This is a genomic window from Bacillus sp. HMSC036E02, from assembly GCF_001836235.1.
GTDB lineage: Bacteria > Bacillota > Bacilli > Bacillales > Bacillaceae_G > Bacillus_A > Bacillus_A cereus.
Window position 1 is genome coordinate 382,191 of the sequence record NZ_KV827856.1, and the last position, 13,441, is coordinate 395,631.

Genomic DNA, 13,441 nt, shown 5'->3' on the forward strand with positions numbered 1-13,441 from the left:
CCTTACGGCTACTGTTGTTGAGTTTCTTCTTCACCCAATAATTTTAATCCTCGTATATTTTCTAATAACCATTTAGCTTTTACATAATACTCTGCTGTTTTAGCCATTGTCCATGATTCAATTTCGCTTAATGGGATATCTTGGAATGCTTCTTTTATTACTAATGGAAGTTGATTTTCTACTTCTTCCATATGTTTTTCCCATCTAGCTATCATAATTTTAACTTTTTGAGCTTTTGTGTAACCTGACTCCTCTAAGATAGAAAGACAGAGAATTTCTGGAACACCTGCAAAAATATCTAACGAGTAATCTTCAATAATTGGCTCTATAACGCAAGTTTTACATATATACTCAGTTCTTTCAAAGTCATCATTGTATACTTCCTGTGCAATTTTCAATTCTTCTTTGCTTAATGCACGGAAGAAAAATATGACATCGTTTATTTCTTGCATAAAGATATGCCCATATTTCTCATGCCAAATACGTAATTGCTCCTTGAAACCTACCTCTTCTTCATATGTTTCAAATTCAATAGGTAATTCTTTTACCTTGTCATCTAATAAATTAGGATCGATTAGCATGTTTTTTCCTCCCTACAATAAAAATAGGAGGCGATAATACGCCTCCTCCGCTCTTAGCTTAAGCGCATTGCGCCTGTTTTTGCTGCGAACCCTGACTTCTCTAGTACCAATTCGTGTAATAGTGTCGGGATACCAGCTTTACCATTTGTCATTTGCATGAAACCATAGTTAGCAGGGAAAAGAACTGCTTTTTCGCAGATACGCTCTTCTTTATAGAAATTATCTGCATTTGGAATTTTAGCAATATCTTTGTATTCTTTACGCTTAATTGGTCGCCATACAAAAATGTTTTCCTCATCAAACTCAGTTAAGTATACTTCTCCTGCATACATAGACTTCCATTTTTCAAGTTCGTTATAAGTCGGGCCACCTGGGAAGATTTCTTGTTCTGCTTTTGAAACGTCATCTTCATCGAATTTGTCTCCTACTTTAACAACCGAAGTTTCTTCTTGAGTACCCTCCATTAAAGCTTCTTCTTTTTTAATATGTTTTGTCATTATACTTCCTCCTCTTTCTCTCGTTAATATAAAAATTTAAAAGTTAAAATCATTTAGTCATATAAATCCCATAATTAAAATTAGTACGCTTTTTGCACATTCCCCGAGATATCTTTTGCTATAAAAGTATATACTTCAGAAATAGGGTTCCCAGACGGATCTACTCTTTGAGAAACACCTGTTAATTGCACTCCAACTATTGTTTGAACGGTCTTGTAGCTTCCAGTCCCTCTAACAGCACAAGGATTATTTCCATAAGTTAGTAAGATATTAAAACCATGTTCTTTCAAATTCCTATTTTTTTCATTTTCATTTGTGCTATAAAAGAATGTATCAGTTCTACGGCTATCTATTAACTTTGAAGAGTTAGAGTTTGTTCCCCATAGTGCATTTTCATAATCATCTGCTAATGCTTGAAAATTACCTATAAGGTCTTCAACCTTTGTATTTTTATGGGCACTTTGACCATTTTCACCATTAAATTCTGCTAGGCTAAACCACTCATTTTCCTCTGTCATTTCAGAACTTAAACTATTAAGTACCGTTTGTAAATAACCAGCTTCTTTGAAGTTAATAGAAAAAGAACCTTGAACCAACCTGTTCCCTCTAGCTACCTTATCCCAGGTATAAGAAGCATATCCGAAGATTGGTGCTAATTGTTCCTGCATTGTCCATTCTATTTCTACAATTTCATCTATCCAGTTATCTCCAAAGTAAATTCGGATATCTGTTCCTGAGTAATAATTTGCATAACCTCTTTTAGATTTACCTGCCGGTGTATAAGCCCCATTACTCATATCTCTTACCACCCTTCATCAAAAACATCTGGTTTCATTGTTTCGATATCTAGAGCAATGAATTCCATTGTATTTTCTGTAATCATGTCTTCAACTGACATTGTTTGACCTTCTGAAATAAGGTTAACTCCATATATCACCAATTTAGAAGATTGCCCATATTCATTCATAAAGTTAATTGTTATATCAAATGGTGGTAGCTCGTCACTTTTATTGATAGGACAACTGTTCCCATTCACATTATGATCTTTCATAATTTCGTATAATACATGGCGGTCAAACACCGTAAAGATTAAGCTTCCTGCTACTGTTCTTGCACCACGGACAACACCTTTAGCTGCAATTTGTCCTAAAGCAAATACTGGAGCTGTCGGTCTATAAACAGAATAAGAGATTGTTTGCAATTGACCTAGCACTACAGATTTACCACCTTCAGGGGTTACAACAGCAACAATATCTGTACCAGCAAAACTCGTATAAGTCTTCTGATATCTACTACTCATGAAGACACCTGCCTTTCTATTTTTCTATAAATAGAACATAACCACTCGATAATATTTTTGCTACCAAATACAAAAAGAGATGCCGAAGCACCTCTTTAAGTTTTTATTATTCTACTTCCCAATCATCTTGTGGACGCATTTCAACAATATTACGAGCAATGAAAGTACAAGCTTTTTCTGTAGTGTTGTCATCTACACTTAAGCCCATTCCTTCGTTAAGAATCTCTACACCGTAGATTTCCATTTTACTAGCTTGTCCATATTCGTTAAGGAAGTTGATTGTGATATCAAATGGAGGGATTTCGTCGATGAAGTTGGCTTTACGCTTTGTCTGCCATCCCTGAACTAAGTCATTACGCTGAGTTAAAGCTGCAGCATTTGCATCAGCATCTAATACCTGAGTAGAGCTACTAGCAAGTGCATCCGTTTGATTTAAGCCATGACGGTGAACAGCAGCTTGTTGCTTAAGATTAAATAGTGCATCACGGTCGAAGATAGTAAATACTAAACTTCCTGCAATACCACGTTTCGTTTACACCGTCTCTTTCGAGATATTTTAACTCTGTTTTACAGACGGACTAGACTATATCTTCAAGTTGATAACACACTTCTAAATACTTTTCTTTTTTCCTTTTTAAAAACATTTTTTAAAACACTAAGCCATCATGGTGTTGTAAAAATTTTAATTTTTTGCTTGGGAGTTCTGTTTCAATCGGTTATCCGGACAAAGGATATCTCTTACATCTGAGGCTTGCATTTCTGCAATATACCAGTATTCTGGTGAATTGATGTTTTTAATAAGGTTATTTTTGTAATTATATTTTGATGTGAATTCGCCCATTAAAGCATTGTCATCTTACATGGACGTTCAACTTGCTCCGCACTAATAAGTCTCATTACCATTTCAGGTAGTACACTCTAGTCGTTGAACCTTCTCCATCCTTTCGGAACAGGAGCTTGGCTGCTGATTGCCCATTATTTTCTACGCCATAAATTTTTCAATTCATAACATGAATATAAATATCTTTTGTTTTTTTAACATTCACGCTTACCATTTCTAGTTACGTTGTAGTAACAAAAACTTTAGGGGTTTCCAGCAGTTCACGGAGTTTGTCATTCTATGTCACCATAGAAAGGTGGCTACATCTCAACCACGAGAGAAAGATTTTGGGTTTGGATCACCCATTACATACACAGGTCCTTTTTCACGAGTAACTGAGTAAGTAATAGCTTGTAATTGGCCAACTACTTGTCCATTAAATGTACATACGATGTCAGAGCCACCGTAAGTAGTGAAAGTTTTACTATAGCGAGAAGCTGTTGTACTCATAGGTTAATAACCTCCTGTTATTCTTTTATATAAGAGAGGGGCATTTGATCCCCTCTTCTCATTAATAGTTCTTACTGGCTAAGTCCTTGTAGCATATACTCAGGAGGAGTTAAGTTAACTTGAACTTGTACACGACGTAATTCAAATGCCGGGATAATTTCTAAAGTTACAGTTACCTCATCTAAGTATACTCCAAGGTTTTCAATTGAGAATTTGTATCCTTGAATAGCGCCTGCTTCGCGTATTTTCTCTAATGCAGACTTGATAGCAGTGTTCATTGCGTTGTATTGTGGCATTTCATTTGCTTCACCAATAAATGGTTCTACTGCTTCACGAACAACTTGGATAGCAAGCTGGGTAATACGAAGAGTAGATAAACGAGCAAAGTCACTTTCACGTACTTTTCCAGCCATTACAATAGATGGCGCAGTTGTGATTCCGTCTGTAACAACTAACTGATTTGAATCTTTTAAACGGAATGTAACGATTTTCTTACTAGTTAGTTTAGAAAGTTGGCGAAGAGAGTAATCAAAACGGATAGCTTTAACACCTTTGATAGGTTTATTTGTAGGTGCACTTTCTTTTCGAAGAGTTGAAAGTAGTGCAGCGTAGTGAGTCGCACCATTTACATAGTGGATTGAGTTTGTTGTTGGCATGATTACTCCCACTTCAGATCCCACTACTTGAAGATAAGGTGAGATTTCTGTATCAATCTTAGATAATTCTTCCACATATTTTCGGATTGTAGAAACCTTTGTATCTACTGGAGATTTAACTCCAATGTATCCAATCGCAGCTGATTTCATTAAAGTTTTCATTGAACAATAATCAGCAACTGTTTGAGCGAATGAGCCACGGTGAATTACACCAAAGCTTGTTTTCTTCCATGTTGCTACTTGCTTATCTAATTGAAGACCAGCCGCTGTTGTACCCGCTTGGATAGAAGCAGGAGCATCGAAGTAAAGGACAATTTTACCACTGTCTTCTCTCACATTAACTTTAATACCAGTTGCATCTTCATCGATAACAGCCTTCAAGTCTTTTACCAAGTCAGCTATTGTTAATGAACTACCATTGTAAGTTTTAGCAGGAAGCGTAAACGTTACATCTTTGCCATCAACCTTTACTACTAGCGTATCGCTTGTACCAGTTTTGATTTCTACTGGGTAATTAATAGCGTGAGACTCCATTACATAAGAAGAAGTAACCATTCCACTAATATAAGGGAAATCTTCAGAGTTTGGAACTTCAGGGAAAAACTCACCAACTAAGTTAGTAGCTTCGTCCTCAAGTGTAACCCCTTTAAGAACTACGTGATCCACAGTGAAATCAAGTAGGTCACTCATTAGCATGTCGTAGAAATAGATGAATTTTCGGCGCATACGAACAGCTTCTGTAGAGCCAACTAAAACGTCTTTGAATTTAGCTTGGGCTTCTACTAGTTGGTTTCCTGCAGCCACATAGGCATCAATTGCATATTTCTCAAGTTCAGCAGCACGCTCTAAGCTGATTTCTTTAAGGGCTACTAAGTAAACCATTCTAGCTCCTGCATCAGTAGCAGCTTTCCATTCTGCAGCAATTGGGTTAACTTCTCCTGCAACATAGAAGTCACCGAATCCAGCTTGTACAAGTTCAGTTGAACTACGAATTAATACTGGTTCTTCAGGAGCATCTTTCGCAAGAGATGGAGCAATGATTAGGATCGATTCTGATCCGCCTCGTTCTGGGACAATTAAGCCACCATCTTTTAGTGTTACATTAATGCCAGGAAGATTTTCATAAAGCATAGGTTTGCCTCCTCTTTATTTTGTTATATTTGAAAAGCGACAAGCGCTATTCATCCAGTTTGATTTTTTTGTTTCTTAACGTTTTTGTGGTTTCCTGAAGTTTCTGTTCTACGACATCTATCACACGAAGGATATCTACAGAAACTTCTGTTAATTCTTCAAATTTAGCAAAATAAACAAGTCTACGAACCTTACTAGCATTACTTATACTTGCTTTTGATAAGTCTGTTTCCATCTTTACGAATTGAAGTTCTTTAAGCCCCTTCTCTTTAAGGAATCCCGTGAATGTTGCAAGCGTTTGACGAAACTCCTTTGTGAGCTTGTCTACTCGCGCATTGGTTTCTTCCCAAATCTCAAAAACAACTTCTGCATCAAATACCTGACCATAAACCTTAGTTGCAGGTGGTAGAGTTCCTTTAGGATCTTCATTAAAAGCAAGGTAACGTTGACGAGGTTTAATTTCTCTGATGCTTTTACCAATTAGTCCTGGTTGCATTAACTTAAGGTAATGAATGATAACTGGATATGCTACAGGCTTGTCAACTGTCACAGTTGGTTCTTCCGGGGTAAAACTTCCCCACTGAGTTCCCCAAGCAGCATCTAGTAAATGCTTTATTGTCTTTGTCATATCTTCATAGTCCATAGAACCATTTGCTTGGGTTGGCTTATTGATTTCTACTGCCATGAAACACTCACCTCACTTGACGAAATATAAGTAAAGGAAGTTCTAACCGTTTCAATCTCACCATATAACTCAAATGAAATAGATAGAGTAAGATTTTCTTGATCATAATGTAAGACTTCCATTTTTATATCTCTGTAGATTGGATGATCTTCTGCAAGACTATCAATGAAGGCATCAACTTGCGTAATGATAGATTGAAGTAATACGAAGCTTAATGGTTCCCCAATGTATTGATTAAAGAATCCAGCAATTCGATTAACATCGTAACCTATACTCCGGAGATAATGAGGTTTTGAATAAAATTTGTTTTGAGGGTAAAGATTTCTTGAGGAATAAGGAACAAATCCTTTTTTAATTGATGGTACTATACATATATAACCACTACTTGTTAATTTAGCAACTTCCACCTTTTTGAGTTCTCTATTTTGTAATGTATTTATGTTTAGTAGTTGTTTATTTGTAGCTGAATTATAGAAATTCGGCAGTTTATATCGCATACAAGCATAATTTGCTGCAACTGGCATAGAGGAATATTTAGGGTTCTCAGAGTTTTGTATACCAACTACAACTTCTATGTGCTCTAAATGACGATGTTCTTCTGTATTAATAGAAGCTTTTTCTACAAGTGATTGCACTTGAGTCTCGTATGTATCTTCTCCTGTTACCGTAAAACGACTTTTAGAGAATAGATCAGAGCATAAAACAACTGAGCAGAAAATAGATTGTTCATTTGTCTTAGTCTTGGCAAATTCCCCGAATATAGAGGATAGCTGCCCAGGTGCTTTCTCGTAAGGTATATCTGTAAATAGGAGTGTATCTACTTGAAAACTACTTAATTCTCCTGTAAAGAAAACCTCACTTCCATCTTCAGCAATAAAACTATCTTTTAATAGCTGTAATTGCATTTGAATCTTATCTTCTGAGTCTGGATTGCTATGATTACTTACATAATGGAAGCCATCATCCGCTCCAGTAAATCTAACGTATTTTTCAGAAGTACATAATCCTTTTATTGGAATTTGATTAATAACTTCTACATCAACTTCTCCCGACCCAAAATAAAGATCTTGTTTGATAGCAAAAGCTAAGTCATCTACTCCTTTATAATCAGCAAACAGGTATGAATAACTAGTGTTTATGCCTTTAATAATCATATACGTTGGAAATAGGTGAATAGCTATGTTATTTGACTCATCTGTTGCTTCAAATGTTTTAAATCGGAAAACTGGAGTATTAAGTTCATCATGATTAACAACGCATTCTCCATGAGACCCATTTAACCGAAGGATTAGTGGGGTGATTCCGTATTTTTTTGCCATTCTTACGTTCTCCGTCAGGCGACAATCACCAAGAATATAAGATGGCTCTATGTTATCTCGAATAATAAAAGGTGTCCCTACTGGCCCATTTAAAGAAAAGCCCGCTAATACTAGAAAACGAGTATTCTTTTCCATATGAGAAGGGAAAATAAGTTGATTGTACGTATACATTCTTACCCCTCCATTAAAATATTGTATTGTTTAAAATCTTGTATTTCTGAAATGCAGATAGCACGCATCTTACTTCTTACAGATTCTACCTTAGTATAGTAGATTTTGTAGATAGTTTATTACTTTCCTAGATTTTAAGTATGACCCACATTTGTTATTTCCATATACCTTCATTTTCATAAGAAGGTTGTCCGCATTTATCCCAATCTGCTTCTACATTTAATTGTTTTACTAATTATTAAGTTTTGTTGCAAAAACACCTTCTACTTACTTTTAGTACATCCCAATGGTATGTTTTTCAACGATAAAAAAATAATTCATCTCGAGATAAACTGAACAATCTGGATTCACCTCTTAGGTCACTTTATTTTCTTTGTCTAATAGTCACCATATTCAAAAGGAATAGAGCCTCCTATAAGTTGGCCAGCGTTTTCTCATCTATCCTTATATGGATTAGGATGAAGTAAACCTCTTTTATAGATACTCTGATACCAAAGAATAACCTGCTCTTGCATTTTCCTTGTTTAATGTTTTATCGATTTTTTCTTTTCTTACTTCGTATTCAGACATATACATTGCATATACATCTTGTAGAAATGAGTCATACTGTTCTTGTACAAGACTTAATCCTCCAGCCATTTGATTTAGGAATGATTCCACACCAGGTGCCTTGCTTGGAGATTCCAAATGTTGCAATGAATCGTACATGTTTAGGTACATCGTATTTCGAAGTTCCAATGCCATTAATAATTCATCGTGCGCACGCTTTTTACGAGAAAGATTGTTAATGTTTTTTAACACGTCTCGATATTGTTTCTTATCTTCAATTTGTTGATTAAGTTGTAACTTCAATGATAGCTGAGTTAATTTGAGCAAATCGGTAAGTTGTTCTTTTGTAGAAGCCTGATTTTCTAATAAATTCATAACCCCTTCACCATCAATCTCGCTACCTATAGCTAATCCAAATTTAATAGATTCAGAACAATCTTGTGAACCTATAAGAAGACCATCTATAAGAGAACTTACCTCATTAAGTGTCTTTTCTTTACGAACCACAACGTCATAATGGCGCTTTGTTTTTGTATATTCCTCACTTATCTTGAAGAATTCAGGTGAACCGTACTGTGTTTTTAGGGCATCATAATATTTACGCTCGTTGTTCCTATAGAGGCTTGTAACTTGATCAAACCATTGTTTTTGCTTCTTAACTGCTTTTTCAATTTGCTCAGTAAAACCGTGATTCTTTTCTGGTGTCTTAGGAATATTTCCATCAAGATAATTCTTTAAAATAGTTTCTTTAAATAAGAAATATCCTTCCTCTACTATGGAATGCAACTCTTTTAGATCTTCATAAAATTCTAACTCTAAGCTACCCTCCACATCTTCTGCGTACGAATGAACAATATCTTGAATAAGTGAGTTTGCAGGTGCTTCTGGATTTTCGAAAGTTTTCTGATATGTTTCAAATTCAATGAAACCTTCGTCCCCTATATCTTGTTCAAAAAATGGTTGTGACTCATATACCTTCTCAAGTTCTTCTATAGAAATAGGAACTTGTAAGCCTTTCATTTTTTTCTCAATATATTCAATAAGTTCATTAATAAGCTCTAGTGTACCTACAAATTTATCATATTGTTTAGCTGGCTTTTCTTCCGGAATAAACGAACCATCTTCATCAAATTCCTTTTGATCTTCCCCTATGATTTCTTCTGTTGGTAAATTAACAGTAAAAGGTTTATTTGGTTCATACTTTACGCGTGGTCTGTATTCAATAATGGAACGCTCTAATTCGGTATCCAGTTTAACTTTTTTTCCTAATACTTCATCCATATTGTTGTCCTCCTTCTTATAAAAAAAGCAACAGGCCCAATGCGGATACCTGTCGCCTTTATTACTACCCTCCGCGGGAAGGCATGTTCATATCGGAACCACGAATACCTCAACCCCAAACTTTACAAGCTCTTTTTTAATTTTTTGGGGGTTTCTTTCTCTACTTGTTCTAAATCATTAGAACTAACTGAACGTTCCTGCTGTTTACACGAATTGATAGATATTTTCTTTACCTTCGTTATTTTCATAACGTTTAATTTATTAATAAAAATTATAGTTAATTTAGGGTATTTATTAACGAACACTAATAATCCATTTAAAACATGTTCGTCTAAGCAAGTAAATGTGGGCTTACTTGCTCAATAATCTCCTTAGCTGAATTACCTGATGTAAACTCCGCTTTAGAAATTTTAACACGGCTAATAAGTTGAAATTTCCCAAATGATATATCTGTTTTCTAAAATTCTAGTCTTGCATGATGAAAATCGTAAAGTAGGATTGAGTAACAACAACTTATGTAACTGCTCAATTTTTATTCATTCAATATCTATAGCAACCGACTATTATGAGTTAGTAATGTAGTGTAGTTGTAACCACTGCTTGCTGCTCCGTCAATATATTTTTATTAAATACTTAAAATTCAGCAAGTACCTCATGTTCATAAGCAACCCTAGTAAGGTAGTATGTTCTCAGATCCTAAACGTTTTTTTATTCATTTTTACGTCTTTATACATTTTCATTTGAGTCTATATTTTGAGGAATGTCCCTATTCTGCATATTGGAGTAAACAGGATGATAGATGCTTCTTTGATAATGATAAATATAAATTCAAAATTTTTATCACTCATGTAATCTACTTCTGCTATTTTCATAAAACACGCTACTATTTTATTATTTCCTCATGAACTATTCATACTCTTACATGATGCGTGATTCTATCATCCCCCTAGATATAGAAGAAGATTGTAATACTCTGAATCAATGTGCTTCAACCGCCCGTATGGACTCAATTCATATTGATGCATTTCACATCCAATGGAATAGTCGTTTCACCTTGTTATTTATATTAGGAACGCACTTAATACAGCCTCGGATTAGGTTTTTTTCCTTTTTTTAAAAATTAGAGTTTCCCTACGTTCATCACGTTACCAGCAGGAATGATTTCCTGAAGGGGCATTATAAAGGTGTTATATATCGTAAAGATGTTAGAAATTGTAGTAGCAACAATTACTCTTTTTCCCATTTTTACATTCAATTTCTATCTATGCAAAACATTTGTACATGGACTAAATACAAGAATATCTTCAACAACTAAGTTATGAGTCTCTGGAACAAAGACATCATAAGTCTGTCTCTTACCATAAGGAATGATTTCTACTACTTCTTCCCATAATACATGAGAATCAATTAAATAATGTAACATTGCAAATTGTAAGTTCTCTGCATATTCACGAGCATTACTTAAAGAAATACCTTTTTCTGTACGATAACGACGATTACCCTTTCCTACCACTTCAGCTTTCGTCATTCCTTTAACAATTCGTTCCTTTTCAATGTATTTCCATACTTCTTTAGGTAGTGTTGGTTCAGAAGGATTCATTTTCAGTGCTCTTTGTTGGACTTCTTCATAATTACGCTCTGGTGTAGCTAAATGTTCGAGGAATAATAAAATAGAGGAACAGTGATAAACCATAAGATGGTAATAAACAGAACCGTTCATTTCTTTCTGAAGTAAATTCGTTTGGATACCAAAACGTAATAGTAAGTGTTTTAAATCTAATGCAAATTGCCGACACTTAGTAGCATACCCGATTTCACTAATACGCCCGGCGCAAAACCACCCACCTGCAGAATACAGACTTCCTAAGAAGAACGCTAAGTGATCCCTATCCAACTCGTAAATAAAAGAAGGGATTTTTTTTTCTTCTATTTCCCTATAAAACTCAAAACTTCTAAAGTCCATTAGATAGACTGTTGCCTTCTTATGATGCTCATGATACGTTGTAATGCCAATTGCCTTACAAGATTTCTGCAACGACTCACCAACACCTTCATAACGTGCTTGGAAGCTAATGCTATTCTTATTTAAACGTCCCGCAGCGAGCATATATGCAAGTATTCGAAGTTTATTCTTTTCTACTTGTTTTGTGCCATACACAGTTAAGAACTTAGGTGTAGCAATTCTTTCTCCGATACGGAGTGCATCTACTTCTTTCCATCCATCGACTGTTAGTACTGGATGATTTCTTGTAAGGGTAACTCGTGCTCCATGTTTTGTTACAACAGCGAACGTATCTTGAACACCGTTATCTTCAATGGAAAAAGCTTTACTATTCTTTAATTGATAGAACTCATTCAATGTTAATAATGGTGTAGCGATACCATCTAATTGGGACTGATAAAGCTCTCCTATCGACTTATATTCTCCCGTGTTAGGATTTATAATTCGTTGGTTTTCTTCTATACATTTGCCGGCACGCTCACCACAACGTAAACCTTCGCGATGATGTGACTGTCGAATAATTTGCTCTTGATACCAACTTGGGCTTACCCCTAGGTTCTGTTCTCCCCATTGAACAGGATCATGAATAATTTCGAGCATTTCACGTTCAAGATTAATAATTTCACTCATATTTCTAATCCTCTTCTCTATTACCTTCTAGACGTGTAGCAACTTAGTAAGGGCTTAATATTTTAGCTTCTCCACCAAGTGCACTTCTTGCATTCATCTTACTTCCTTGGATAGCCTGTACAGCTGCTTGTCTCATTGTTCGAGCCCCTCGCGTATCTAAAAAGTTACCCCCAACTACGTTACTTGTTGCATACTGCGCTTTCCACCATTGCTCACTTTGATGATTGAATTCTAGTAGCTTCCAGTAACCTTTTTGAGCATAGTATGCACCTGACAATCCTCTATACAACCAAGGGTTGGAAGCTGCAAACATACCCTTAACAGATGCTTTAGCCACCGATGTACCAAGACTGTCACCATTGTATAAACTATATGCCACTCTGTTTCCAAATCTAACTGATGGTGAGGTCGCTACACCGAATATATTTTTAATTTTTTCAAATGCCATCTAGACTACCCCTTCCTATTATTGTGAAGATCAAATACAATACTTCCATCAACGTTTAAATTTTTAGAACCTCTTTCTTGTCCTACACCGTCATACATCATAATTTCTGGCGATCCAATATACTGATAGTCATTCATGGTCGCTCGTTTAAGAGGTCCCATTTGATATTCATAGCCCATCTTAGCCTGATTAAAAGCAAGATAACCTCCTCCAACAACCGCAACGTGTTTTGGGTTTAATTTTTTACCAGTGTAGAGATTAGCCAGTGTCTTTTTCTTATTTTTTGTATCAATAAAAGTACTCTTAATAATATTATTTGGAGTATTCTTAACACTATTTACGGCCTTTTTTGTATTTAGAACACCTATTTTAGCAAAATTTTTGATTGAATTTAAAATAGCCATTATTTACCTTCCTATTTATTAGATTAAAAAATTCCTTCTGTTACTTGAGACATTTATTTTTGGGGTAATACTTGTTTTAATTCGCTAGATAGGTCAGTCACCCCATAGTGATTTTTCTTGTTTTTGTATAAATTCTACATATTTTCTTAGTAGTAGGATCCATGTCTTTCGCCCCCCCATTTGCGTATGTATACGCATTTAATCATTAATTTCAAGCAACCACTAAAGAACTACGTATAGCACCCGTCTGTACTAATCGCTACTTGTCATCACTTTACCTGTTGCTTGAAGAGTATCTATATCAGCCTGTTTTATAACTCCTACCGAAGAAATATTTTCTAATTTTTCTTCTCTAAAAATTTTCAACTGGTGAATTTGTTGAATTATTTACTCTTGCTTCTAGATGGATAAATTTCAAGATTTTTTATACCAACTTTTAACTTCTAGGTAACCATTA

Annotated in this window: 13 protein-coding genes; all 13 read right to left on the reverse strand. The window is 35.2% G+C overall.

Annotation, left to right across the window (positions count from 1 at the left end):
• Positions 1-8: 8 nt before the first annotated feature.
• Positions 9-581 carry a hypothetical protein gene (locus tag HMPREF2590_RS19960; RefSeq protein ID WP_000904181.1) on the reverse strand — a complete coding sequence of 191 codons (573 nt, stop codon included), beginning with the start codon at positions 579-581 and terminating at the stop codon, positions 9-11.
• A 53-nt stretch (positions 582-634) separates the two neighbouring features.
• The gene (locus HMPREF2590_RS19965; protein ID WP_000160472.1) at positions 635-1,078 is read right to left on the reverse strand and encodes a hypothetical protein; all 444 of its coding nucleotides are present in this window, start codon (positions 1,076-1,078) and stop codon (positions 635-637) included.
• A gap of 80 nt (positions 1,079-1,158) precedes the next feature.
• Complete coding sequence (locus tag HMPREF2590_RS19970; RefSeq protein ID WP_000064652.1) at positions 1,159-1,875, reverse strand: hypothetical protein; 717 nt, start codon at positions 1,873-1,875, stop codon at positions 1,159-1,161.
• Between the two features lie 5 nt (positions 1,876-1,880).
• Positions 1,881-2,378 (reverse strand): hypothetical protein, encoded by a 498-nt coding sequence (locus tag HMPREF2590_RS19975; protein WP_000098836.1) that lies wholly within the window; start codon positions 2,376-2,378, stop codon positions 1,881-1,883.
• Between the two features lie 106 nt (positions 2,379-2,484).
• Positions 2,485-2,622 (reverse strand): hypothetical protein, encoded by a 138-nt coding sequence (locus tag HMPREF2590_RS30455; protein ID WP_000409223.1) that lies wholly within the window; start codon positions 2,620-2,622, stop codon positions 2,485-2,487.
• A gap of 903 nt (positions 2,623-3,525) precedes the next feature.
• Complete coding sequence (locus HMPREF2590_RS19980) at positions 3,526-3,708, reverse strand: hypothetical protein (RefSeq protein ID WP_000108095.1); 183 nt, start codon at positions 3,706-3,708, stop codon at positions 3,526-3,528.
• A gap of 71 nt (positions 3,709-3,779) precedes the next feature.
• Positions 3,780-5,495, reverse strand: a complete 1,716-nt coding sequence (locus tag HMPREF2590_RS19985) for a hypothetical protein (protein ID WP_000965155.1) — start codon at positions 5,493-5,495, stop codon at positions 3,780-3,782.
• Between the two features lie 46 nt (positions 5,496-5,541).
• Positions 5,542-6,180: a hypothetical protein gene (locus tag HMPREF2590_RS19990; protein WP_000257579.1), complete on the reverse strand. Its 639-nt coding sequence runs from the start codon at positions 6,178-6,180 to the stop codon at positions 5,542-5,544.
• The gene (locus HMPREF2590_RS19995; RefSeq protein ID WP_000288992.1) at positions 6,171-7,670 is read right to left on the reverse strand and encodes a hypothetical protein; all 1,500 of its coding nucleotides are present in this window, start codon (positions 7,668-7,670) and stop codon (positions 6,171-6,173) included. The genes HMPREF2590_RS19990 and HMPREF2590_RS19995 overlap by 10 nt, the downstream gene beginning before the upstream one ends.
• A gap of 474 nt (positions 7,671-8,144) precedes the next feature.
• Positions 8,145-9,500 carry a hypothetical protein gene (locus HMPREF2590_RS20000; protein ID WP_000344682.1) on the reverse strand — a complete coding sequence of 452 codons (1,356 nt, stop codon included), beginning with the start codon at positions 9,498-9,500 and terminating at the stop codon, positions 8,145-8,147.
• A 1,258-nt stretch (positions 9,501-10,758) separates the two neighbouring features.
• The gene (locus tag HMPREF2590_RS20005) at positions 10,759-12,132 is read right to left on the reverse strand and encodes an LAGLIDADG family homing endonuclease (RefSeq protein WP_050822037.1); all 1,374 of its coding nucleotides are present in this window, start codon (positions 12,130-12,132) and stop codon (positions 10,759-10,761) included.
• Positions 12,133-12,175: 43 nt separating this feature from the next.
• The gene (locus tag HMPREF2590_RS20010) at positions 12,176-12,580 is read right to left on the reverse strand and encodes a hypothetical protein (RefSeq protein ID WP_050822038.1); all 405 of its coding nucleotides are present in this window, start codon (positions 12,578-12,580) and stop codon (positions 12,176-12,178) included.
• Positions 12,581-12,585: 5 nt separating this feature from the next.
• Entirely contained in the window at positions 12,586-12,984 is a 399-nt protein-coding gene (locus tag HMPREF2590_RS20015) for a hypothetical protein (protein WP_050822039.1), read from the reverse strand.
• Between the last annotated feature and the right edge of the window lie 457 nt (positions 12,985-13,441).

Coding starts and splice junctions, on each gene's coding strand:
- HMPREF2590_RS20015 (WP_050822039.1), bottom strand. CDS start 12,984: ATGGCTATTTTAAATTCAATCAAAAATTTTGCTAAAATAGGTGTTCTA.
- HMPREF2590_RS19985 (WP_000965155.1), bottom strand. CDS start 5,495: ATGCTTTATGAAAATCTTCCTGGCATTAATGTAACACTAAAAGATGGT.
- HMPREF2590_RS19970 (WP_000064652.1), bottom strand. CDS start 1,875: ATGAGTAATGGGGCTTATACACCGGCAGGTAAATCTAAAAGAGGTTAT.
- HMPREF2590_RS20010 (WP_050822038.1), bottom strand. CDS start 12,580: ATGGCATTTGAAAAAATTAAAAATATATTCGGTGTAGCGACCTCACCA.
- HMPREF2590_RS19960 (WP_000904181.1), bottom strand. CDS start 581: ATGCTAATCGATCCTAATTTATTAGATGACAAGGTAAAAGAATTACCT.
- HMPREF2590_RS19990 (WP_000257579.1), bottom strand. CDS start 6,180: ATGGCAGTAGAAATCAATAAGCCAACCCAAGCAAATGGTTCTATGGAC.
- HMPREF2590_RS19975 (WP_000098836.1), bottom strand. CDS start 2,378: ATGAGTAGTAGATATCAGAAGACTTATACGAGTTTTGCTGGTACAGAT.
- HMPREF2590_RS19980 (WP_000108095.1), bottom strand. CDS start 3,708: ATGAGTACAACAGCTTCTCGCTATAGTAAAACTTTCACTACTTACGGT.
- HMPREF2590_RS20005 (WP_050822037.1), bottom strand. CDS start 12,132: ATGAGTGAAATTATTAATCTTGAACGTGAAATGCTCGAAATTATTCAT.
- HMPREF2590_RS30455 (WP_000409223.1), bottom strand. CDS start 2,622: ATGGAAATCTACGGTGTAGAGATTCTTAACGAAGGAATGGGCTTAAGT.
- HMPREF2590_RS19995 (WP_000288992.1), bottom strand. CDS start 7,670: ATGTATACGTACAATCAACTTATTTTCCCTTCTCATATGGAAAAGAAT.
- HMPREF2590_RS19965 (WP_000160472.1), bottom strand. CDS start 1,078: ATGACAAAACATATTAAAAAAGAAGAAGCTTTAATGGAGGGTACTCAA.
- HMPREF2590_RS20000 (WP_000344682.1), bottom strand. CDS start 9,500: ATGGATGAAGTATTAGGAAAAAAAGTTAAACTGGATACCGAATTAGAG.